This is a genomic window from Halomonas maura (assembly GCF_030409305.1).
Taxonomy (GTDB): Bacteria; Pseudomonadota; Gammaproteobacteria; order Pseudomonadales; family Halomonadaceae; genus Halomonas; species Halomonas maura.
In genome coordinates, this window is sequence record NZ_JAUFPQ010000028.1 from 1,838 (window position 1) to 24,591 (window position 22,754).

A 22,754-nucleotide genomic window follows, 5' to 3' on the forward strand; every position below is an offset into this window, starting at 1 on the left:
CCTACCACCAGGGTGCGGCCGGCCGGGGGGTCGGGCAGCCGGTCGGGCAGCAGCGTATCGGGATGCACGGCCGAGACGGCGGTCTCGCCCAGGCGCATCAGCCAGGCGCGCGCCGCCTCGGGCCGCTCGCGGGAAAGCAGGGGGGAAGGGGCATTCATTCGGGGGTCTCCTTCGAAAAAGGGCCCGGTGACGAGCCAGGGGGTCTACAGGGGAAGACTCGACACCGGGCAAGGGGCCGTCAAGCGACGACCCAGGCAGACGACGACCCGACGCCTGCCATCAGGGAGCAGTCACCTCCCCTGTCCTCCGCCGGCCACCCATGATGGCCGGCGGCACGGACTCAGCGGCTGCCGATCTCGTGGTCGGCGAGCTGCTCCAGGGCGCGGGCGATGCCGGCGTGGTCCCAGTCGCCGCCGCCATGGGCGACGCAGGCCTGGAACAGCTGCTGGGCATTGGCGGTACCGGGCAGCGCGAGGTTGAGGCTACGCGCGCCTTCCAATGCCAGGTTGAGGTCCTTCTGATGCAGGCGGATCTTGAAGCCCGGATCGAAGGTGCGGTTGATCATCCGTTCGCCGTGAACGTCGAGGATCTTCGACTGGGCCAGGCCGCCGAGCAGGGACTCGCGGACCTTGGCCACGTCGGCTCCCGCCCGGGAGGCGAACAGCAGCCCTTCGGAGACGGCCTCGATGGTCAGGGCGACGACGATCTGGTTGGCCACCTTGCAGGTCTGGCCGGCGCCGTGATCGCCGATATGGGTGATGGTCTTGCCCATGATCTCGAGCAGCGGCTGGGCGCGCTCGAAGCCTTCCTGGGTGGCACCGACCATGATGGTCAGGGCGGCGTTGATGGCGCCGCCCTCGCCGCCGGAGACCGGGGCGTCGACGTACTCGCCGCCGGCCTCGGTGATGCGCTTGGCGAACTCCTGGGTGGCCAGCGGGGCAATCGAGCTCATGTCGATCACCAGGGTGCCGGGCTTGAGGCCCTCGATGACCCCGCCCTCGCCGAACAGCACCTGCTCGACGTCCGGGGTGTCCGGCACGATGGTGATGATCACCTCGGAGGCCTCGGCGACCGCCTTGGGGTCGGCGAGCTCCTGCATGCCCTTGGAGGCCAGGGTCTCGTCCAGGGTGCCGCGCTTGACGGTGGTCAGCTCATGGCCGGCGTCCAGCAGGTGACCCGCCATGGGACGGCCCATGATGCCCAGTCCGATAAAACCGATCTTGCTCATGGTTCTTCTCCTGTTCGTCTCTCGTGTCGTTGTGAACTCAAGCGTGCCGCAGCTGCCGTCATCGCTTGGGGCTGATCCGGCGGCAGGCCTACGAGGAGGCGCTGTAAACCCATCCCTGGGCGCTACCGATGCCATCCCTGGCATAGGACCTCCTCTTCGGCCTGCCCCCGGCGCCCCTCGCTTAGCGATCACGCCCTGTCTCTGGCGCCTATGATCGCGGGCAGTCAGGCAACGGGCTCCAGGTATCTTGTGCTGTCTCTGTCGTGGAAAAGCGGACCTCGAGAGCCAGGGCGTCAGCGCACGCCGTCCAGCCAGCCCAGCCCTTCCCTGGTGCCCGCATGGGGCTTGTACTCGCAGCCGATCCAGCCCTGGTAGCCCAGGCGATCGAGGTGGGCGAACAGGAAGGGATAGTTGATCTCGCCGGTGCCCGGCTCGTGGCGGCCCGGGTTGTCGGCCAGCTGCACGTGGGCGATGCGATCGAGGTGCTTCTCGATGGTCGGGGCCAGGTCCCCTTCCATGATCTGCATGTGATAGATGTCGTACTGCAGCTTCAGGTTTCGGCTTCCCACCTCGTCGAAGATCGCCAGGGCCTGCGCGGTACGGTTGAGGAAGAAGCCCGGGATGTCGCGGGTATTGATCGGCTCGGCGATCAGCAGGATGCCGGCGGCCTCGAGCCTGTCGGCGGCGAAGCGCAGGTTGTCGACCAGGGTCTGGCGGGCCTCGGCGTCGCTGACGCCCTCGGGCTGGATGCCGGCCAGGCAGTTGACCTGGGTGTTGCCCAGGACCCGGGCGTACTCGATGGCACGGTCGACGCCGGCGCGGAACTCCTCGACGCGGTCCGGGTGACAGGCGATGCCGCGCTCGCCGGCGCCCCAGTCGCCGGCCGGCAGGTTGAACAGCACCTGGGTCAGGCCATTGTCGTCGAGGCGCCGCTTGATCTCGGCGGCCTCGAAGTCGTACGGAAATAGGTACTCCACGCCCTTGAAGCCGGCCGCGGCGGCGGCCTGGAAGCGGTCGAGGAAGTCGACCTCGGTGAACAGCATGCTGAGATTGGCGGCAAACTTGGCCATGTGAATCTCCCTGTGTCTTCTCGTGTATGTCAGCGTGCGTCTCGGGCCGCCCGGCCGCCGGTCCCCACCGACGGCCGGACGGCAGCCGTCCTCAGCGCAGGGCGGCGATGGAGCTCGGGGCGTCGGCCACGTTCTCGGCCAGTGCCTCGAACTCGTTGATGCCGGCCAGGTCGGTGCCCATGGAGATGTTGGTCACGCGCTCCAGGATCACCTCGACCACCACCGGCACGCGGTACTGCTTCATCAGCTCGCGGGCCTCGGCGAAGGCCGGACCGATCTGGTCGGGCTCGGTGACACGGATCGCCTTGCAGCCCAGCCCCTCGACCACGGAGACGTGGTCCACGCCATAGCCGTTGATCTCCGGGCAGTTGATGTTCTCGAACGACAGCTGCACCTGGTAGTCCATCTCGAAGCCGCGCTGGGCCTGGCGGATCAGCCCCAGGTAGGAGTTGTTCACCAGCACGTGGATGTAGGGCAGGTTGAACTGCGCGCCCACGGCCAGTTCCTCGACCATGAACTGGAAGTCATAGTCACCGGACAGCGCGACGATATCGGTCTCGGGATCGGCGCGACGCACCCCGAGGGCGGCCGGGATGGTCCAGCCCAGCGGCCCCGCCTGACCGCAGTTGATCCAGTGGCGCGGCTTGTAGACGTGCAGGAACTGGGCGCCGGCGATCTGCGACAGGCCGATGGTGCTGACGTAGCGGGTGTTCTTTCCGAACGCCTTGTTCATCTCCTCGTACACGCGCTGCGGCTTGACCGGCACGTTGTCGAAGTGGGTCTTGCGCAGCAGGGTGCGCTTGCGCTCCTGGCACTCCTCGGCCCAGGCGCGGCGATCCTTGAGCTTGCCCTCGGCCTGCCACTCCCTGGCCACCTCGACGAACAGCTCGAGCGCCGCCTTGGCGTCGGAGACGATGCCATAGTCCGGGCCGAAGATGCGGCCGATCTGGGTCGGCTCGATGTCCACGTGGACGAACTTGCGACCCTCGGTGTAGGTGTCCAGCGTGCCGGTGTGACGGTTGGCCCAGCGGTTGCCGATGCCCATCACGAAGTCGGACTCGAGCAGGGTCGCGTTGCCGTAGCGATGCGAGGTCTGCAGGCCGACCATGCCCGCCATCAATTCGTGATCGTCGGGGATGGTGCCCCAGCCCATCAGGGTCGGGATGACCGGCACGCCGGTGAGCTCGGCGAACTCGGTGAGCAGGTCGCTGGCGTCGGCGTTGATGATGCCGCCCCCGGCCACCAGCAACGGCTTGTCGGCCTCGTTGAGCATGCCCAGCGCCTTCTCGATCTGGGCGCGGCTGGCGGTCGGCTTGTAGGCCGGCAGCGGCTCGTAGGTGTCCGGGTCGAACTCGATCTCGGTCATCTGCACGTCGATGGGCAGGTCGAGCAGCACCGGGCCCGGGCGCGAGCTGCGCATGATCTGGAAGGCCTGCTGGAAGGCACGCGGCACCTGGGCCGGCTCCCGCACGGTGATGGCCCACTTGGTGACCGGCCCGGCGATGGCCTGGATATCCACCGCCTGGAAGTCCTCCTTGTGCAGCTTGCTGACCGGCGCCTGGCCGGTGATGCACAGGATCGGGATGGAGTCGGCGGAGGCCGAGTACAGCCCGGTGATCATGTCGGTCCCCGCCGGGCCGGAGGTGCCGATGCACACGCCGATGTTGCCCGGCTGGGTGCGGGTGTAGCCCTCGGCCATGTGCGAGGCACCCTCGACATGGCGCGCCAGCACGTGATCCACGCCGCCGACCTTGCGCATGGCGGCGTAGAAGGGATTGATGGCGGCGCCGGGCAGCCCGAAGGCGACCTCGATGCCTTCCTTGCGCAGCACGTGAACGGCAGCTTCCGCAGCGGTCATGCGAGCCATGGCGGTTCCTCCAGTGGTGGCTGTTATTCTTTGGAAAATATTTCTGTATACAGAGACTAGACCCACCCCGGAACCGCCGTCAACATTTTCTGGAAAACATTTCCAGTTGATAGCAGGCAAAAAAATACCCAAGGCATAACAACACCTTGGGTAAATGGAAAAATTTACCGAAAATTCAACCACAAGGAGCCGAGGCAATCCCCGCAGGGGGTAGGCAATGGCCCGATGGTGAAACGCTCGTATGCAATCTCAGCGGGCGAGCCGCAGGACCATCTCGCCGCTGACAGGCGTCCACCGACGAGCACCGCGCCATCCTCGAGGCATTGAAGGCCCGGGACGGCGAGCGTGCCCGGCGACTGCTGGCCGACCACGTCCAGCACACCGGCGAATCCATCACCGATATCAATCGCGGCTGACGACGCCTCTCCTCTCTCCATGAACGACGACACCCGCCGGAGGGCGGGTGTCGTTGCGTACCGTTGCCGTGCCGTAGCCGATCAGCGGCGCTTGCTGAAGGGCAGCGCCATATGCCGGTTGACGTCCTTGTAGAGCAGGTAGCGGAAGGGGCCCGGCCCGCCCGCATAGCAGGCCTGCGGGCAGAAGGCGCGCAGCCACATGTAGTCGCCGGCCTCGACCTCGACCCACTGCTGATTGAGGTGATAGACCGCCTTGCCCTCGAGCACGTAGAGGCCGTGCTCCATGACGTGAGTCTCGTCGAAGGGAATCACGCCGCCGGGCTGGAAGGTCACGATGTTGACGTGCATGTCGTGGCGCAGGTCGTCCGGGTCGACGAAGCGCGTGGTCGCCCACACCTCGTTGCAGTCCGGCATGACCGAGGGCTCGATGTCGTTCTCGTTGACCACGAAGGCCTCGGGTACCTCGAGGCCGTCGACGAATTCGTAGGCCTTGCGGATCCAGTGGAAGCGTACCGGGGCATCGGCCTCGTTGCGCAGCTGCCAGTCGGCGCCCGGCGGAATGAAGGCGTAGCCGCCCGGCAGCATGCGGTGCTTCTCGCCGGCCAGGGTCAGCAGCATCTCGCCCTCGACCACGAAGAGCACGCCCTCGGCGCCGGCGTCGGTCTCGGGACGCTCGCTGCCGCCGCCGGGCGAGACCTCCATGATGTACTGGGAGAAGGTCTCGGCGAAGCCGGACAGCGGGCGGGACAGCACCCAGAGTCGGGTGTTCTCCCAGTGGGGCAGCTTGCTGGCGACGATGTCGCGATAGACCCCCTTGGGGATGACCGCGAAGGCCTCGGTGAACATGGCGCGGTCGGTGGTCATCACCTTCTGGCTCGGATGACCACCCTGGGGGGCATAGTACTGACGCTGGCTCATGGGGTTTCCTCTTGTTCCTTGTGGGGCGTGACGGCCTCGCCGTGCGGCAGGGTCACGCGAATATCGATGGGGAACTCGTCGCAGTTGTTGCCCTCGCCGCCACGATCCACCACCAGGAACTCGCCTTCGCGTTCCAGTACCGACTGGATGGCGTGCCAGGTGCCGGCGCGGTAATTCACGCCCTGGCGGCCGTCGGTGACGAAGGCGCGCACCTCGCTCGGCTCGATGGTCTCGCCGGGGGGCGCCACCACCACCAGGAAGCGCTCCTCGTGCAGCGGCACGAAGGCCTGGCTGCCCTGGGGATGGCGTTCCAGGAAGGTCAGCTCGAGCGGCACCTCGACCGGCTGACTGACGAAGATGCTGATCAGCGCCCGGGCCTGGTCACCGAGGGTCTCGACCCTGGCCAGGTCGTGGTAGCGCCGGGTGCGGCCGGCGTTGATGTGGAAGTAGTCGGACGTGCGCGTATCGATCACGTCGCCGAAGGGCGCGAAGGCCTCCGGGCTCAGGGAACGGGCCTCGAGTTCGAGCATGCAACCTCCTGTCGGGGAGGGATTCCCCCTCCCGGGAATGGTGAGACGGTCGGGACGACCTGCCCGTGGCGCCGAGGCCTCGAGGTGTCACGGCGCCCTGCAAAGGTCAGGGATTGACCTTCCGGCTATCCGGGACCATCATCTTAACCGCCGAAACTAGAATTTCAATATAGACGATACTGTGAAAAAACAATTGTGGAATTTTTTTCCACAATAGTCTTCACTCAATACGGAACGACCACGCAGCGAGGTAGACACGCAGCCGACACCCCCACCCCCGCAGAGGCCGAGGCGAATAAAGGGAACGCTTGATGAGTGAAACACGAGTTTCCGTCATCACGCCCGGCGCCGACCCGAAGCCCCCAGCCCACCCGATGATCAGCACATCGGCACGGCTCGTCGCAGACCAACAACAACCCGAGGTCCCGTATGTCTCACCACCCTCAGACCGGCGAAACTCCGGCAAGCGTCCAGAAGCACAAGGGCGCGTTCCAGATCCCCCATATCTATGTGATCCTGTTCGTCTTCATTGCGCTGGCGTCGATCGCCACCTATTTCGTGCCGGCCGGCGTATATGAACGCATCCCTGGCCCCAATGGGCGTATCACCATCGACGCCGAGTCCTTCCAGTTCGTCGAGTCGACGCCGGTCGGGCTGGTCGACTTCATGCTGGCGATACCCAACGGCCTGATGAGCGCCGGCCAGGTGGTATTCTTCACCTTCATGATCGGCGGCATGTTCATGGTGCTGCACCGCACGGGCATCATCGAGATCGGCGTCGACAAGCTGAGCCGCAAGTTCGCCAACCAGAGCCTGCTGCTGATCCCCGTGCTGATGAGCGTGTTCGCCGTCATCGCCACGATCATCGGCACCCAGGAACTGGCCCTGGTCTATGTGCCGGTCATCCTGCCGCTGATGATCGCCCTGCGCTTCGACTCGGTGACCGCCGCCGCCGTGGCGCTGTGCGCCACCACCGCCGGCTTCACTACCGGCATTCTCAACCCCATCAACACGGGGCTCGGTCAGCAACTGTCCAATCTGCCGCTCTACTCCGGCTTCGGCCTGCGCGCCCTGGCCTTCGCCGCCGTGCTGGGCGCCGGCATCTTCTTCGTCATGCGCTATGCGCGGAAGGTGCGCCGCAGCCCCGAGCTCAGCCTGATGGCCGATGATGCCACCGAGGCCGAGAAGCGTACCCACTTCCAGCATGCCGCCGACGAGGGGGCGCTGGTCGCCAACGTTCGCCAGAAATGGGCCGCACTCGCCACCTTTGCCTTCCTCGCCCTGCTGGTCTACGGCGTGCTGGCTCAGGGCTGGTTCATGATGGAGATGGCCGGCCTGTTCATCATCATGGGGATCGTCGTCGGCCTGATCGCCGGCCTGTCCACCGAGGATATCTGCGAGGGCTTCAACAAGGGCTTCCGCGATGTGCAGGTGGGGGCGATGATCGCCGGCGTGGCACGCGGCGTCGCCGTGGTACTCGAGGATGGCCAGATCATGGACACCCTGGTCTATGGCCTGGGCAACCTGGTCGGCGAACTGCCCACCCTGCTGTCGGCCATCGGCATGTACTTCGCCCAGCTCGGCTTCAACTTCGTGGTGCCTTCGGGCAGCGGACAGGCCCTGGTGACCATGCCGATCATGGCGCCGCTCGCCGACCTGATCGGCGTCACGCGCCAGACCGCGGTACTGGCCTACCAGTTGGGTGACGGCATCGGCAACATCCTCTACCCGACCTCCGGCTACTTCATGGCCACGCTGGCCATCGCCGGGGTGCCCTGGCAGAAGTGGGTCAAGTTCTTCTTCCCGCTGTTCTGCGTCTGGGTACTGATCTCGCTTTGCTTCCTGGCCTTTGCCCAGGCCACGCAATGGGTCGGCTGAGCGTCCCCGCCACCGGCTGACAGTCTCCGCCAGGCGCCGTGCCCGATGCCCGACTCCCCCTCGGGCACAGGGCACGGCGCCTGTCGTTGTGCGAGCCATCAGGACTGCCACCCGGGCTCGCCTCAGCCCTGCGATGCCGGGTGGTGCTCGGCCCAGTGACGGGCGATGTCCACCCGCCGCGTCACCCAGACGCGATCGTGGGCCTCGATATGGTCGAGGAAGCGCTGCAGCGCCCGGAAGCGGCCGGGGCGACCGAGCAGCCGGCAATGCATGCCCACCGAGAGCATCCTGGGGGTGTCCTCGCCTTCCGCGTAGAGGACGTCGAAAGCGTCACGCAGATAGGTGAAGAAGTGATCCGCGGTATTGAATCCCTGGGGCGCGGCGAAGCGCATGTCGTTGGTGTCCAGGGTGTAGGGTACCACCAGGTGCGACCGTGACTGGCCCTGGCTGTCGGTCTCGCGAGTCCAGAACGGCAGGTCGTCGCCGTAGTAGTCGCTGTCGTAGAGGAAGCTGCCCTCGTCGAGCACCAGGCGTCGGGTATTGGGGCTGTCGCGCCCCGTGTACCAGCCCAGCGGCTTCTCGCCGTAGAGCGACTCGAAGATCTCGATGGCCCGTTGCATGTGCTCGCGCTCGATGTGCTCGGGCACCTGCTGATAGTGGATCCAGCGATAGCCGTGGCAGGCGATCTCGTGGCCGAGTTCCTTGAAGGCCTGGGCCACCTCGGGATGTCGCTGCAGCGCCATGGCCACACCGAACACGGTCAGCGGCAGGCCGCGGCGCTCGAACTCGCGCAGGATCCGCCACACCCCTGCCCGGGCGCCATACTCGTAGATGGACTCCATGCTCAGGTGGCGATCGGGGTAGGCCTCGGCGCCGATGATCTCGGACAGGAACTGCTCGGAGCCGCTGTCGCCATGGAGCACGCAATTCTCGCCGCCCTCCTCGTAGTTGAGCACGAACTGGACGGCGATCCTCGCCTTGCCCGGCCAGTTGGCCTGGGGGGGAGTGGCTCCATAGCCGATCAGATCGCGGGGATAGTCGTTGCGGGTCGGTGAGGTCATGGCGGTGCATCCTTCTTGTTCTGAGAGCGCTCGACGGCCCTGAGGCTTGGCGAGCGACAAACTGTATACAGGAAAAGAATAGAGTGTACCCACTCCTTGTTCAAGGGGCATTCAGCCCTTCGCCAGGCGCATCAGCGCCAGGCTCTGCGCCAGGGCGGCGTCCAGGGAGTCCACCAGCCGGCAGCCCGGGCCTACCTCCAGGTCGGCAGCCAGGCCGGCCAAGGCGGCACCGCCGACGATGATGGCATCCGGGGCGAGCCGGGCCTGCTGATCGGCCACCGCCGCCTGGAGCCGCGCCCGGGCCTGGTCACGCTGCACGGGGAGGGACAGATCATCGATATCCACGGCGGAGATCCCCAGGCAGCGACGCGATGCCCCCATCGCGTGCAGCACGTCCTCGATCATGCGCGGCCAGCGCCGCCCGGGCGTGACGATCGAGAAGCGAGCCCCCAACTGCAGGGCGCACAGCACCGAGGCCTCCAGCATGCCGGTGACAGGCACCGAGCAGGCCTCCCGGGCAGCGGCGAGCCCGGGTTCGCCGAAGCAGGCCAGCAGCACGGCGTCGTGATCGACATCGGCACGGCCCTCGAGACTGGCCACCAGGGCACCCGCGGCCAGGGCACAATCCCGCCGAGAGGCGATATAGGGCACGCCCTGCCCCACCGTCTCGGCGCGGATCGCGACCGCACTCCCGAGAAAGGCCCTGGCCCGTGAGGCCATGGCGTCGGTCATGGCGGTGTTGGTATTGCCGTTGAGCATCAACAGGCGCATCGCTGTCCTCCTGCGAGTCACGATACCGTCACTCTAGACTCGCCCCTTGTATACAAAAAATCAATCCTTCCGCCGTGGCCCCTTCGCGCCCCCTCTGCCACAGGTGTTGCCCTGCCCACGAGCGATGGCCATGACAGAGGATGATTTCCTTCCGTCCGGCGCCTCCCTGCCAGGAGCGGGCGTCTTTCACCACACACCTGGCCGCCCTTACGGAACGCGTACACAAACAGAACACTAATGCCGACAATATAAATGACAAAATGTTCTCAGTTTATGTATACACAAAATGACGACCAAACAAAATCCTAATAAAAACTCAAGCAGTTGTTTTAAATCTCTTTTAGCCAACGACCCGGCAAACAGCACGCGCTTGATTTCAACGAGACCTACGCCTACTTTGTGTACAAAGGATTTGTTTTTTGTTCACAACAACAACCCACCCACGGGAGTCCGCATGCAAATCCGCATCATCAACCCCAACACCACCCGCGGCATGACCGACACCATCGGCGCCGCCGCTCATCGGGTCGCCGCCCCCGGCACACGCATCACCGCCACCCAACCGGCCCATGGCCCGGTCTCCATCGAGAGCCACTTCGACGAGGCCATCAGCGCCGTGGGCGTGCTCGAGGAGGTCATGGCCGGCGAACGCGACGGGATGGATGCCTATATCATCGCCTGCTTCGGTGACCCCGGCCTGCTGGCGGCGCGCGAGCTGACCCGGGCCCCGGTGATCGGCATCGCCGAGGCCGCCTTCCATATGGCCACCCTGATCAGCACCCGCTTCTCGGTGGTCACCACCCTCGGGCGCACCGGCATCATCGCCGAGCACCTGCTCGAGCAATACGGCTTCCGTCATCACTGTCGTCGGGTACGGGCCGCCGAGATCCCGGTGCTCGACCTCGAGGACGACGCCGATGCCGCTCTCTCCCGGATCATCGACGAGAGCCGCCGGGCCCGCGACGAGGACGGCATCGGCGCCATCGTGCTGGGCTGCGGCGGCATGGCCGACCTCACCGACGAGATCGGCGAGGCCGTGGGGCTGCCGGTGGTCGAGGGCGTGACCGCGGCGGTCAAGCTCAGCGAGGCGCTGGTCGGCCTGGGACTCGGCACCAGCAAGTACGGCGACCTGGCCTTCCCCCGGCCCAAGTCCTTTACCGGCGAGTTCAAGCGTTTCTCGAATCTGCAGCCCGTCCGTTGACCGACACGCTTTCTACGTAGTTCTTCCTGAAACCCATAACCACAAGACGCCACAGGCGCACGCCAAGCCGCAAGCGACCTCCAGGGCCTGGCCCCGGAGATAACCACAAGTCAAGCAGACACTTGCGAGGACACGACGATGAGCAACTCCACTCCCCACCACCCGGCCACCCAGGCCGGCACGGCTCCTCCGGAGGCCATCTCGGGCCACAAGGCACCCGGCCAGGAGTCCCTGGCGCCCCAGCAGACCCGTATCATGGGGCGGGCCTCCTACTTCCTGGCCTGGTTCGGCGGCTGCGTCTCCATCGGCACCTTCGCCATGGGCTCCAGCGTGGTCGGCACCCTGAACCTGGTCCAGGCCACCCTGGCCATCGCCATCGGCTGCTTCGTGATCGGTATCGCCCTGGCCCTGAACGGCGCCGCCGGCTACAAGTACGGCATCCCCTTCATGGTCCAGGCCCGCAGCGCCTTCGGCTTCTCCGGCACCCGACTGCCGGGGCTGGTGCGCGCCGTACCCGCCATCGTCTGGTACGGCTTCCAGAGCTGGATCGGTGCCGGCGCCCTGAACATGGTCTCGGCGACCCTGTTCGGCTTCGACAACCTGATCTTCTACTTCATCACCTTCCAGTTCCTGCAGATCGGCCTGTCGGTGATGGGCTTCCAGGGCATCAAGTGGCTGGAGAACATCGGCAGTGCCTTCATCCTCGCCTCGCTGGTCTACATGTTCTACGCCACGGTGCAGCGCTATGGCGACGAACTCTCCGCCAGCCTGCTGACCATGGAAGGCTCCTGGGGCATGCCGTTCTGGGGTGCCACCATGCTGTTCCTGGGCATCTACAGCACCATGATGCTCAACGTCAGCGACTATGCCCGCGAGCACAAGAAGGGCACCGGCACGGGCCTGCTGACCACCATCTACGCCATGTCGATCCTGCCCTGCACCCTGTTCATGGGCCTGATCGGTTTCATGGTCTCCGAGGCCACCGGCACCGCCGACCCCATCCAGGTGTTTGCCAATGCCGTGGACAACACCCCGCTGCTGATGACCACCCTGCTGTTCATCGCCTTCGCCCAGGTCACCACCAACGTGCTCAACAACGTGGTGCCGCCGACCTATGTGCTGATGGACGTATTCAAGATGAAGTTCCAGGTGGCCACCGTGATCGTCGGCCTGCTGGCCTTCGCCACCTTCCCCTGGAAACTGGTGCAGCCGGACTCCGCTGCCGGCCTGCAACTGTTCGTGCAGACCTACTCCGCCTTCCTCGGCCCGATCTTCGCCGTCCTGGTGGTGGACTATTTCCTGATCCGGCGCCGCACCCTCGACCTCGGCAAGCTGTATGACGAGAACGGGCCCTATCGTGGCGTCAATCCGGCCGCCCTGGTCGCCACCGTCGTGGGCATCGTCGCGGCACTGAGCTTCTCCGCGGTGTCCTGGTACGCCAGCCTGATCCCGGCCGGCCTGACCTATCTGCTGCTGATGAAGACCTGGGCCCCCTGCCAGCGGTTCTGCAGCTGAGGTCCTAGGCTTCAGGGTGACGGCGTCACCTCGCTCCTCCGGCCCTCCCCTCGCGGGAGGGCCTTCACACAACGACAAGACGGGCGAACCCCATGATGGAAAACGAGCTGGAGATCCAGCATCGAGACCCGACCCTCTACAACGAGGACCTGGCGCCGATCAAGCACCGCGATCGCAACTGGGGCTGGTTCGAGATCTTCAATGTCTGGTCGAACGACATCCAGAGCCTGTTCGGCTACACCCTGGCGGCCTCGCTGTTCATCTCCTACGGCCTCAACGGCTGGGCGGTGATGGCGGCGATCATCCTCGCCGGCGTCGTGGTGATGTGGCTGGTCAACCTGACCGGCAAGCCGAGCGTCAAGTACGGCGTGCCCTTCCCGGTGATGATCCGCTCCAGCATGGGGGTGCGCGGGGCCAATTTCCCGGCCATGCTGCGGGCCATCATCGGCATCTTCTGGTACGGGGTGCAGACCTACTTCGCCTCCACGGCAGTGGCACTGCTGATCACCGCGCTGATCGGCGACCCCGGCGGATCCTGGCTGGGCATGTCCGCCGTGGGCTGGGTGTCCTTCGTGATCGTCTGGATCTTCCAGATGGCGCTGTTCTGGCAAGGCATCGACAAGATCAAGCACTTCCTCAACTGGGCCGGCCCCATGGTCTATGTGGTGATGGTGGCGCTGATGATCATCGTCTGGTTCCAGGCCGGCAGCGAGCTGCTGCCCGCGGTGAGCACCATCTTCAGCGGCAGCAGCGAGTATGAAGGCAGCGCCCTGACCGCCTTCCTGGCGATCACCGGCACCATGATCGCCTACTTCGCCGCCGTGGTGATCAACTTCGGCGACTTCTCGCGCTTCGTGAAGAGCGAAAAGCAGATGAAGCTCGGCAACCTGCTGGGTCTGCCGCTCAACGTGGCCTTCTTCTCCTTCATCGCCCTGATCATCACCGCCGGCACCCTGGCGCTGTTCGGCGAGACCCTGACCAACCCCTCGGACATCATCGAGCGGGTCGACTCCCTGCCCTTGACGCTGATCGCGGCGATCACCTTCTTCGCCGCCACCGTGGGCATCAACCTGGTCGCCAACTTCATTCCTCCGGCCTACGACCTGGCCAACCTCTTCCCGGGCAAGATCAGCTTCAAGATCGGTGGGCTGATCACCGCCGTGGTGGCTTTCTTCGTCGGGGCGCTGTGGGTCTCGGTGATCAGCCAGATCGGCATCGCCGGCTTCGTCAATGCCCTGGGGGCCATCGTGGCGCCCTTCTACGGCATCATCGTGGTGGACTACTACCTGGTGAAGCGCCAGCACCTGAACATCCAGGACATGTTCACCGCCGACCCCGACGGGGCCTACCACTACGTCAAGGGCTGGAACAAGCGGGCCATCGGCGCCTTCGCCCTGGCCGCGCTGTTCTCGATCTCCTCGGTGTGGGTCCCGGCGCTCGAGGCGCTCGGCGGCTATGCCTGGCTGATCGGCGCCGCCCTGGGTGGGCTCTTCTACTACCTGCTGATGCGTGGCCACGGCACCGCAGCGCAAGGCGCTCGCCTGGCGGAATGAGGCCAGTCCGTTCGCCCGAGGTGCGCGGCAAAACAGAGCCAAGCTGACAGCCACGTTGGCCGCCGCCCCTGAAATTGAAATTTCAGGGGCGGCGCTGCTGTGTTAGGTTGAGACAACAAGGGGCGTGATGCCGTCTTCCGCGGCAACCGCAAGACGCGCCGCACCGCCTCGCTGCCAGGAAGACCGATGATGAACGAAAAGGCCTCGACCGCCCCGGAAAGACCCCGCTCCCTGGAGGCAAGGATCCAGGAACATCTCTCCGAGCTCCCCTCCAGCGAACGCAAGCTCGCCGAGCTGATCCTCGATTTCCCGGGCGAGCTATCGGCCTATACCGCCACGGAACTGGCCAAGCTTGCCGGTGTGTCCAAGGCTGCGGCCTCACGGCTCTTCAAGCGGTTAGGCTTTACCAACTTCGAGGAGGCTCGCCGCCTGGTCCGCGACATCAAGCAGTGGGGCTCACCGATCTATCTGCACGAGCGTCAACAGGACTCGTCGCCACTGCCCTCCGAAAAGCAGGCCTTCCTGGACGATCATGTCGCGGCCCTGACGCGAACCTTCGAGCAACTGAATGAGGCGGATATCGAGGCCGCCCTGCAACGCATCGTCGAGGCGCGACGCATCTGGCTGGTCGGCTTTCGAAACAGCTATTTCATGGCCGCCTATGCGCGTTGGCAGTTCATTCAGTTCCGGCAGCAGGTCCACCTGCTCCCCCATCCCGGAGAAACATTCGGTGAGCATGTCACGGAGTTTGGAGAAGATGATCTGCTGATCGCGGTGGGGATGCGTCGCCGGGTCCCGGAGCTAGAGCGCGTCATGCAGGCCGCCCACGAACGCGGGATGCCCGTGCTCTATCTGACCGACTCCCTGGCCGGTGACAAGAAACCCGTCGCCACCTGGACGCTGCGCTGCGACATCTCGAGCAGCTTCCTCTTCCACAGCTATGTCGGTCCCATGGGGCTCATCCACTACCTCAGCGTCCAGGCGGTGCGACTGACCGGCAAGTCGGGCCGCGTTCGCCTGGAGGACATCGAGATCGCCCACGAGAAGATGGGAGACTTCGACGACTGAGGCGACCGCTCCGGCCAGCTTCCCCTGGCGAGGACGGCACGCGGCAGCCTCCAGGGTCAGCGCCGACGGCTTGCGGCGAGGGCAAGGACGCCCCCGGGCGGAGGGAATGGTTCGGCAATTCAGCCCGAGAAGATCTCGAACAGGTCCGGGGCCTCGTCCTCTTCCACGTGAATGGACAGCGAGGCCTCGATGGCCTTGAGGTGGCGGCTCATGAAGGCCTGGGCACGCTCGCCGTTGCCGCTCACCAGGTAGCCCACCAGGTCGTCGTGGTCGTGGGATTCACAGCCCAGGTGGCCGGCGTTGCCGTACACTGCCAGGATCAGCGAGGAGCGCGAACACAGGCGTTCGACGAAGGCCGCCAGGGTGGCGTTGCCGGAGATCCGCGCCAGGCGGCCATGGAAGGCCGCGGAGAGCTTGATGGCGACGCTCTGCTCGCCGGCCCGGAGGGCCTCGCGCTCACGCACCGCCAGTTCGCGCAGTGACTGGGCATCCTCGGCGGTGATGCGCCTGGCCACCTCGGGCATCAGGCCGCACTCGACCATCTGCCGGGCATCGAAGACATCCTTGGCCTCGTCGGCGGTGGGCCGCGTCACGCTGGCGCCGCGGCGGGGCGTCAGGGTGACCAGCTGCTCCATAGCCAGGCGCTGGAGGATCTTGCGGATGCCGGTCCGGCTGATGCCGAAGACCTCGGCCAGGGCATCCTCGCGCAGCCGCGCACCGGGCTTGAGGCGATGCTCGATGATGGCATCGCTGATCGACTGGTAGATCGTCTCGTGACGCTCGGCGCCGTCGCCGTTCTTGCCGGGGCGACCGCCGCCGTCGCTGGACTTGCCCCCGGCAACGAGCTGACGCTGGTTCATGGACTGCTCGCCTCCGTGATAACCCTGTATGCCGCTCATTGTATACGCTTTCCGCTGCCCGACACGACCACCGCCCGCCAAAAAGGCGGGCGGTGGTCAGCGGGGGTGGCGACTCGCCGTCAGCTCACGGGGCCCAGGCGGCGATCTCCGCACGCTCCTCGTCGGTCATCTGGGTGATGTTGCCAAGCGGCATGTAACCGCTGGCGATCACCTGCTTGACCTGGTCGGCCTGGCGCAGCAGTTGGTCCTGGGTCTCGAGGATCACCCCGGCCGGTGCCGCCGAGAAGCCGGCATGCTCGGGGTTCTGGGCATGGCAGGACACGCAGCGTTCGGTGATGATGGCATGCACCTCCTCGAGCGCCCCGCCCTGGGCCACCGTCTCGCTGTCGGCCGGCAGCGCCTCGCCCCCGGCGGCCTCGGTGCTGGCCGTGGCGGCGGCCGTGGCCGTGGCGTTACCCGCGGTGGGCGCGCCGATCCACACCGCCACCAGGATCAGGGCGACCCCCGCCGCCGGGTAGGCGGGCTTGAGATGGCCAGCGTGCATCAGCACGAAGAACTGGCGGATCAGGGCGCCGGCGAAGATGAACAGCGACATGATCACCCAGGACAGCTCATGGGTGTAGGTGAAGGAGTAGTGATTGCTGAGCATCAGCAGCACCACCGGCAGCGTGAAGTAGGTGTTGTGCACCGAGCGCTGCTTGCCGCGCTTGCCGTCGATGGGGTTGGGGGTCTCGCCGGCCTTCATGGCCTTCACCATGCGGCGCTGGCCCGGAATGATCCAGAAGAACACGTTCGCCGACATGGCGGTGGCCATCACCGCGCCGGTGAGCAGGAAGGCGGCGCGTCCGGCGAAGATCTGGGTGCTCAGGTAGGCCACCCCCACCATCATCACCGCCACGGCCAGGCTCAGCAGGCCATCACGCTCCATGTTGGGGCTGATGCGCTTGCACATCTCGTTGTAGATCACCCAGCCCGAGAGCAGGAACAGCAGGGCCACCACGTTGGCCTGCCAGCCACTCAGATTGGCGGCCCATGCCCAGTCGCTGCCCGAGTTGACCAGGTAGAAGCCGGGGTTGGCCATGTACAGCAGCACGAACAGGCCGAAGCCGGAGAGCCAGGTCGTGTAGGCCTTCCAGAACGACCAGTGCAGGTCCTCGGGGAGTTTCTCCGGGGCGCTGGCGTACTTCTGGTTGTGGTAGAAGCCACCGCCATGCACCGCCCACATCTCGCCGAACACGCCCTTCTGCTTGTCCTCGGCCGCCTTGGGCGGGCGCAGGCCATTGTCCAGCATCACAAAATAGATCGACTCGCCGATCCAGGCCACGGCGGCGATCACGTGCAGCCACCTCAGCAGGAGGTTGGCGAAGTCCAGAAAGTAGGCTTCCATCGGTCAGGCCTCGTTGGAATTGTGCGATTGTTGTCTCGGTTCGGGGATGAGGGAACGACTGATTCATGTCGCGAGCGATGAGAGGCGGGGACGCCTAGTCTGGCCGCCGCCGGAACGGAATCACCGGAGTTTACAGGGCGGTAAATGAGGATGTTGACCGGGCTCGCGTACGAGTACCGCCGGCGACCAGGATATCGAGCGCAGCAATAAATCAGTGTTCCCTTCAGCTGCCACGGTAAGTGGAATAGCTGTACGGCGACAGCAGCAGCGGCACGTGATAGTGCTGGCCGGCATCGGCGACGCCGAAGCGCAACGGGATCACGTCGAGGAAGCGTGGCGTGTCGCCGGCCACGCCCTGGCGGTCCAGGTAGTCTCCGGCATGGAAGACCAGTTCATATTCACCGGGGGTGAAGGCCTCGCCCTCGAGGATGGGCGCATCGCAGCGACCGTCGTCGTTGGTGACGACCTCGGTCAGGCGCTCTCGGCCATCGCCCCCGAGGCGATAGACCTCGATGCGAATGCCCTGTCCCGGGCAGCCGAGGGAGGTATCCAGCACATGTGTCGTCAGGCGTCCCATCACGTTTCTCCTCTGTCGTCGATGCCGGCCCCGGCGAGAGGTCCGGCGGGAGTGTCTTCCGGTGGTCGCGCCCGCCGAGACGAGCGCCATCCTGTTAAGAACAGTTTTAGCTCCAAATAGAGTACATATCAAAGACTTTATTGTATACACTTTTGTCGCTACCCTGACACCGCAGGTGGCAACCGCTCAGCAAGGAGACCAGACCATGAGCAGCAAGACGCTTTCCCCGCGGCCCAGCGAGCTGGGCCGGGCCGACTTCGTCGCGCACTACGGCGACATCTACGAACACTCGCCCTGGGTAGCCGAACTCGCCTGGGAGCGGGGCCTCGACAGCGCCCAGGACAGCCCCCAGGGGCTGGGCGAGGCCATGGGCCGGGTGCTGCGGGAGGCGAGCGCCGAGCGCCAGCTCGACGTCATCCGTGCCCACCCCGACCTGGCCGGCAAGACGGCCATCGCCGGCGAACTCACCGATGATTCCACCCGGGAACAGGCCGGCGCGGGACTCGACCAGTGCACGCCCGAGGAGATGGCGCGCTTCGAACGTCTCAATGCCGACTACAAGGCCAAGTTCGGTTTTCCCTTCGTGATGGCGGTCAAGGGCAGCGACCGGCACGCCATCCTCGCGGCCTTCGCGACGCGCCTGGAGAATGACCCGGCCGAGGAGCGCCGCACCGCCATCGAGCAGATCAATCGCATCGCCGGCTTGCGGCTGGAGGACCGGGCGGTCTGACCCCGCGCGGCCCACGCCGGCGGACCGCCTCGACCGCGGGCCGCCGCCCGACGGCAGTCCCGGGGCAGGTTCCGTCGCGTCTACACTGATCAGTGAGACGGTCTGCACGAGGGGATGCCACGATGTTCCGCGATCGACAGGAAGCTGCCGAGGGACTGGTACGACGCCTTTCGCACCTGCGAGGACGAGACCCGCTTATCCTGGCCATTCCCCGAGGAGGAGTGCCCATGGGCCGGCTGATCGCCGACGAACTGGAGGGGGAACTGGACGTGGTGCTGGTGCGCAAGATCGGCGCCCCGGGCAACCCGGAGTACGCCATCGGCGCGGTCGGCGAACAGGGCCGCGTGCAGCTCGAGCCGGCGGCCGACCATTATCCGGAGTCGGCCATCAGCCGGGAGATCGAGACCCAACAGGCGCTGATCGAGGAGCGTCGCCGTCGCTATACGCCGGTGCGCGCCCCCATCGATCCCGCCGGACGGATCGTGGTCGTGGTCGACGACGGCAGCGCCACCGGTGCCACCATGGCCACCGCCCTGGCCAGCCTGCGCCCCCGCCATCCGGCCCGGCTGATCGCCGCCATGGGGGCGGCCCCCCCGGAGACCGTGGCGCGCCTGGAGCGGCTCGCCGACGAGGTGGTGTGCCTGCTCGCCCCAGCCAACTTCGGCGCCGTCGGCCAGTTCTTCGCCGACTTCGGGCAGGTCAGCGACGACGAGGTGATCCGGCTACTGGGCACCGAGCACGGCTGAACGCCGGCGGTCGCGGCGAACGTTCGCCACAAAAAAACGGGCCACCGCCGTCAGGCGATGACCCGCAAGGCCCGGCAAAAGGCCCCTTGCTTGCAGTGCCTCGGGAGGTCAGCTGGCGCGGGCGGCCTTGACCTGCTCCTCGACCAGCTTCTGCCCTTTCTGGACGTACTCCTGGCCGAGGGTCATCAGCGCCTCGGAGTCGCTCTTGACGCGCTCGCCGAGGTCCTGGAAGGCCTTCTGCTGCCCTTCCATGGCCTTCTTGACGCCATCGGCATCCTTGACCTCGAGCCAGCCGCGCGCCTGGGCCAGGCCCAGGTCGGTCAGGGCGCGTGCCGAGTCGAACTGGGTGGACATCAGCTTCTCGGCATACTCGAGGTTCAGTGCGGCATAGGACCGCACGGGTTGCACAAAGAGAGACTCGAACTGCTCGGTGGTCTTGTCGGTCGTTGCCTTGCTCATCGCACACCTCCGTGATGGTGGGGATACCGGGCCAAGCGCCCGTGTTGCATTGCAACATAGCAGGCCGTTTTGTGCATCGCAACATCCTGCGACCAGCTTTTTTGTCTCGTCCGTCACGACGCCGCCCGACCGGGGCCGGGCGCCGTCGCGAGCAGGACGTGGCGGGGAGTCAGCGATAGGCACCCTCGATGTCGGTCACGCGCATGGCCCGGCGGCCGAGGCCGTCGTGCAGGTCGAGCATGCGCTCGACCCAGGCATGGACCGGGTCGGCATTGGAGATCAGGTCGGCGCTGGACACGCAGCGCGCCCACATGAAGAAGCCGAACACCAGATAGTCGGCACCGGCGGGGGCCTCGCCATCCAGGAAATCGGCCTCTTCGAGGCGACCGCGCAACGGGGCGAGGGCCGCGTCGAGCTGGGCCAGGCCCCTGGCCGGGGAGTGGAACTCCTCGAGGGTACGCCCGAAACGCGTCTCGCGGGATTCGCGAAAGTAGCCGCGGTCATCGGGATGCACGGCATTGAACAGGTCCATGATGATGGTGCGCATCATGGCCGGCGCCAGGGCGCGCTCGGCATAGTGCTTGAAGAAGCGCCCCCGGGCCTCGGCCAGGTCGTCACCGAGCAGCGGTGCCTCGGGATAGACGCGATCCAGGTAGCCCAGGATCGCGTAGCTGTCGGTGACCACCTCATCGCCGTCGACGAGGACCGGCACCTTGTCGTGGTCGGCGAAGGCCAGCGCCTGCTTGTCGGTGAAGTGCCAGGGGCGGGTCTCGACGTCGAGCCCCTTGTGGGCCAGGGCGTAGCGCACGCGCCAGCAGTAGGGGGAGAAACGCAGCCGTTCGTCGATGCCGCAGAGGTCATAGAGCACGCGTGTCATACCGACTCCTTGCATCCGGTGAGAGAAGATCACTCCGATAGTGCCAGGCCTTGCCGGCCGCCGCCATCGCCCCGCCATCTCCCCGCCTCTTGTCCATTGGTATAACCTCCGTTCCCGCCTCGCTGCCAACAGGACTCGCCAACCACCCAGCAACTCATTGAATTACAATGATTCAAAGGGAGGTGCGCAGGACACATCGGCACAAAGAATATTGGTCATACCAATTTACCATGAATGGTCAGGCGCGGCGTCTGGACGTAAGGTTCGTCCATGCCGCCTCTGCTGGCGGCCGATGCCATCATCATCGATGAGGAACCGCTACCGATGCCCGACACTCTCCTGACGCTTCTCGCCTTCACTCCCCTGCGGCGGCTGAGCTGAGGCTCGTCCCCGCCGATCGGCGGGGCCATGCCGGCCCGCCGACTGCCGCGGTGCCGCGGCGAGATGACCGGACTCCCTTCCATTTTTATGGAAGACATTTCCATACCTTTGACCCCATACTGGATTCATTCCCGTTTCTCGGAGCCGCCATGAATATCCACTTCGACGCGCGACTCGATGGAGAGCTGCCCCACCGGGACAAGGCGGAGGTGCTCGCCAGCCTCCAGCAGAGCGTGCCCGGCCTGACCCTGCTCCATCGCGAGGAAGACCTGCATCCCTTCGAGTGCGACGGCCTGGCCGCCTATCGCGTGCTGCCCATGCTGGTGGCCCTGCCGGAGACCCTCGACCAGGTGGAGGCCCTGCTCAAGGGCTGCCGGGAGCTGGGCGTGCCGGTGGTCACCCGCGGCGCCGGCACGGGCCTGTCCGGCGGCGCCCTGCCCCTGGAACAGGGCGTGCTGCTGGTGATGTCACGCTTCAACCGCATCCTCGACGTGGACCCCGACGCCCGCACCGCCCGGGTCCAGCCGGGGGTGCGCAACCTGGCCATCTCCGAGGCCGCCGCCCCGCACGGGCTCTACTATGCGCCGGACCCCTCCTCGCAGATCGCCTGCTCGATCGGCGGCAATGTGGCGGAGAACGCCGGCGGCGTGCACTGCCTCAAGTACGGCCTGACCGTCCACAACGTGATGAAGGTCGAGATCCTCACCATCGAGGGCGAACGCCTGATCCTGGGCAGCGAGGCCCTGGATGCCCCCGGCTTCGACCTGCTGGCCCTGATCAACGGCTCGGAGGGCATGCTCGGGGTGGTCACCGAGATCACCGTCAAGCTGCTGCCCAAGCCGGAGACCGCCAAGGTGCTGATGGCCAGCTTCGACGACGTGGGCAAGGCCGGCCGCGCCGTCGGCGACATCATCGCCGCCGGCGTCATCCCCGGCGGCCTGGAGATGATGGACAACCTGGCGATCCGCGCCGCCGAGGACTTCATCCATGCCGGCTACCCGGTGGAGGCCCAGGCCATCCTGCTGTGCGAGCTGGATGGCGTGGAGGCCGATGTCGACGACGACTGCGCCAGGGTGCGCGAGGTCCTCGAGGCGGCCGGGGCCACCGACATCCAGCAGGCCCACGACGAGGCCGAGCGCGCCCTGTTCTGGGCCGGGCGCAAGAACGCCTTCCCCGCGGTGGGCCGCATGTCGCCGGACTACTACTGCATGGACGGCACCATCCCGCGCCGCGAACTGCCCCGCGTGCTGCAGGGCATCAGCGAGCTCTCCGAGCAGTTCGGCCTGCGGGTCGCCAACGTCTTCCATGCCGGTGACGGCAACATGCACCCGCTGATCCTGTTCGATGCCAACCGCCCCGGCGAGCTGGAGCAGGCCGAGGAGCTCGGCGGCAGGATCCTCGAGCTGTGTGTCGCGGCCGGGGGCTCGATCACCGGCGAGCACGGCGTGGGCCGCGAGAAGATCAACCAGATGTGCGCCCAGTTCAGTCCCGATGAGCTGACCACCTTCCATGCGGTGAAGGCGGCCTTCGACCCCGAGCGCCTGCTCAATCCGGGCAAGAACATCCCGACCCTGGCGCGCTGCGCCGAGTTCGGCGCCATGCATGTGCACGGGGGCGAGCTGCCGCACCCCGAGCTGCCCCGTTTCTGAGCCCCGTTTCTG

At 66.1% G+C, this 22,754-nt stretch carries 20 protein-coding genes and 1 pseudogene; 9 read left to right on the forward strand and 12 right to left on the reverse strand.

Annotated features, from left to right (window positions below):
* Positions 1 to 340: 340 nt before the first annotated feature.
* From QWY76_RS18145 to gcl, 3 genes are all read right to left on the reverse strand, one after another.
* On the reverse strand, positions 341 to 1,228 hold the full coding sequence (locus tag QWY76_RS18145; protein WP_290312892.1) for a 2-hydroxy-3-oxopropionate reductase: 888 nt from the start codon (positions 1,226 to 1,228) through the stop codon (positions 341 to 343).
* 293 nt (positions 1,229 to 1,521) lie between these two features.
* Positions 1,522 to 2,298, reverse strand: a complete 777-nt coding sequence (gene hyi, locus QWY76_RS18150; protein WP_290312893.1) for a hydroxypyruvate isomerase — start codon at positions 2,296 to 2,298, stop codon at positions 1,522 to 1,524.
* Positions 2,299 to 2,389: 91 nt separating this feature from the next.
* Positions 2,390 to 4,165: a glyoxylate carboligase gene (gene gcl / locus QWY76_RS18155; protein ID WP_290312895.1), complete on the reverse strand. Its 1,776-nt coding sequence runs from the start codon at positions 4,163 to 4,165 to the stop codon at positions 2,390 to 2,392.
* Between the two features lie 299 nt (positions 4,166 to 4,464).
* On the opposite strand from gcl, the pseudogene QWY76_RS20140 reads away from it, so the two are divergent.
* A pseudogene (locus QWY76_RS20140) lies at positions 4,465 to 4,581 on the forward strand (FCD domain-containing protein); the annotation flags it as partial.
* Positions 4,582 to 4,662: 81 nt separating this feature from the next.
* On the opposite strand, the gene QWY76_RS18160 reads toward QWY76_RS20140, so the two are convergent.
* Positions 4,663 to 5,499 carry a bifunctional allantoicase/(S)-ureidoglycine aminohydrolase gene (locus QWY76_RS18160; RefSeq protein WP_290312896.1) on the reverse strand — a complete coding sequence of 279 codons (837 nt, stop codon included), beginning with the start codon at positions 5,497 to 5,499 and terminating at the stop codon, positions 4,663 to 4,665.
* The gene (locus QWY76_RS18165) at positions 5,496 to 6,029 is read right to left on the reverse strand and encodes an ureidoglycolate lyase (RefSeq protein ID WP_290312897.1); all 534 of its coding nucleotides are present in this window, start codon (positions 6,027 to 6,029) and stop codon (positions 5,496 to 5,498) included. Before QWY76_RS18165 ends, QWY76_RS18160 begins: the two co-directional genes overlap by 4 nt.
* A gap of 429 nt (positions 6,030 to 6,458) precedes the next feature.
* Here QWY76_RS18165 and QWY76_RS18170 point away from each other — a divergent pair, with 429 nt between their 5' ends.
* Positions 6,459 to 7,907 carry a YfcC family protein gene (locus QWY76_RS18170; RefSeq protein ID WP_290312898.1) on the forward strand — a complete coding sequence of 483 codons (1,449 nt, stop codon included), beginning with the start codon at positions 6,459 to 6,461 and terminating at the stop codon, positions 7,905 to 7,907.
* Positions 7,908 to 8,029: 122 nt separating this feature from the next.
* Here QWY76_RS18170 and puuE read toward each other — a convergent pair whose 3' ends face one another.
* Positions 8,030 to 8,968: an allantoinase PuuE gene (puuE, locus tag QWY76_RS18175; protein WP_290312900.1), complete on the reverse strand. Its 939-nt coding sequence runs from the start codon at positions 8,966 to 8,968 to the stop codon at positions 8,030 to 8,032.
* A gap of 111 nt (positions 8,969 to 9,079) precedes the next feature.
* Positions 9,080 to 9,739 carry an aspartate/glutamate racemase family protein gene (locus QWY76_RS18180; protein WP_290312902.1) on the reverse strand — a complete coding sequence of 220 codons (660 nt, stop codon included), beginning with the start codon at positions 9,737 to 9,739 and terminating at the stop codon, positions 9,080 to 9,082.
* Positions 9,740 to 10,193: 454 nt separating this feature from the next.
* Between QWY76_RS18180 and QWY76_RS18185 the strand changes: the two genes are divergently transcribed.
* From QWY76_RS18185 to QWY76_RS18200, 4 genes are all read left to right on the forward strand, one after another.
* A complete protein-coding gene (locus QWY76_RS18185; RefSeq protein ID WP_290312904.1) occupies positions 10,194 to 10,940 on the forward strand; it encodes an aspartate/glutamate racemase family protein in 747 nt (248 codons plus the stop codon).
* A 138-nt stretch (positions 10,941 to 11,078) separates the two neighbouring features.
* The gene (locus tag QWY76_RS18190) at positions 11,079 to 12,455 is read left to right on the forward strand and encodes an NCS1 family transporter (RefSeq protein ID WP_290312906.1); all 1,377 of its coding nucleotides are present in this window, start codon (positions 11,079 to 11,081) and stop codon (positions 12,453 to 12,455) included.
* 92 nt (positions 12,456 to 12,547) lie between these two features.
* Positions 12,548 to 14,008, forward strand: a complete 1,461-nt coding sequence (locus tag QWY76_RS18195; RefSeq protein ID WP_290312910.1) for an NCS1 family nucleobase:cation symporter-1 — start codon at positions 12,548 to 12,550, stop codon at positions 14,006 to 14,008.
* A 186-nt stretch (positions 14,009 to 14,194) separates the two neighbouring features.
* Positions 14,195 to 15,076, forward strand: a complete 882-nt coding sequence (locus QWY76_RS18200) for a MurR/RpiR family transcriptional regulator (RefSeq protein ID WP_290312912.1) — start codon at positions 14,195 to 14,197, stop codon at positions 15,074 to 15,076.
* Positions 15,077 to 15,195: 119 nt separating this feature from the next.
* Here QWY76_RS18200 and QWY76_RS18205 read toward each other — a convergent pair whose 3' ends face one another.
* The 3 genes from QWY76_RS18205 to uraH form a co-directional block, all read right to left on the reverse strand.
* The gene (locus QWY76_RS18205; protein WP_290312914.1) at positions 15,196 to 15,936 is read right to left on the reverse strand and encodes a GntR family transcriptional regulator; all 741 of its coding nucleotides are present in this window, start codon (positions 15,934 to 15,936) and stop codon (positions 15,196 to 15,198) included.
* 124 nt (positions 15,937 to 16,060) lie between these two features.
* A complete protein-coding gene (locus QWY76_RS18210) occupies positions 16,061 to 17,323 on the reverse strand; it encodes a urate hydroxylase PuuD (RefSeq protein ID WP_290312915.1) in 1,263 nt (420 codons plus the stop codon).
* 223 nt (positions 17,324 to 17,546) lie between these two features.
* Positions 17,547 to 17,900, reverse strand: a complete 354-nt coding sequence (gene uraH / locus QWY76_RS18215) for a hydroxyisourate hydrolase (protein WP_290312916.1) — start codon at positions 17,898 to 17,900, stop codon at positions 17,547 to 17,549.
* 205 nt (positions 17,901 to 18,105) lie between these two features.
* On the opposite strand from uraH, the gene uraD reads away from it, so the two are divergent.
* Positions 18,106 to 18,630, forward strand: a complete 525-nt coding sequence (gene uraD / locus QWY76_RS18220; RefSeq protein ID WP_290312917.1) for a 2-oxo-4-hydroxy-4-carboxy-5-ureidoimidazoline decarboxylase — start codon at positions 18,106 to 18,108, stop codon at positions 18,628 to 18,630.
* A gap of 122 nt (positions 18,631 to 18,752) precedes the next feature.
* Positions 18,753 to 19,376: a phosphoribosyltransferase gene (locus QWY76_RS18225; protein WP_290312918.1), complete on the forward strand. Its 624-nt coding sequence runs from the start codon at positions 18,753 to 18,755 to the stop codon at positions 19,374 to 19,376.
* Between the two features lie 108 nt (positions 19,377 to 19,484).
* Here the strand turns inward: QWY76_RS18225 and QWY76_RS18230 are convergent, their stop codons facing one another.
* Positions 19,485 to 19,835 (reverse strand): phasin family protein, encoded by a 351-nt coding sequence (locus tag QWY76_RS18230; RefSeq protein WP_290312919.1) that lies wholly within the window; start codon positions 19,833 to 19,835, stop codon positions 19,485 to 19,487.
* Between the two features lie 169 nt (positions 19,836 to 20,004).
* Positions 20,005 to 20,712 carry a glutathione S-transferase N-terminal domain-containing protein gene (locus QWY76_RS18235; RefSeq protein ID WP_290312920.1) on the reverse strand — a complete coding sequence of 236 codons (708 nt, stop codon included), beginning with the start codon at positions 20,710 to 20,712 and terminating at the stop codon, positions 20,005 to 20,007.
* Between the two features lie 530 nt (positions 20,713 to 21,242).
* Here QWY76_RS18235 and glcD point away from each other — a divergent pair.
* Positions 21,243 to 22,742 carry a glycolate oxidase subunit GlcD gene (gene glcD / locus QWY76_RS18240; RefSeq protein ID WP_290312921.1) on the forward strand — a complete coding sequence of 500 codons (1,500 nt, stop codon included), beginning with the start codon at positions 21,243 to 21,245 and terminating at the stop codon, positions 22,740 to 22,742.
* Positions 22,743 to 22,754: the final 12 nt, after the last annotated feature.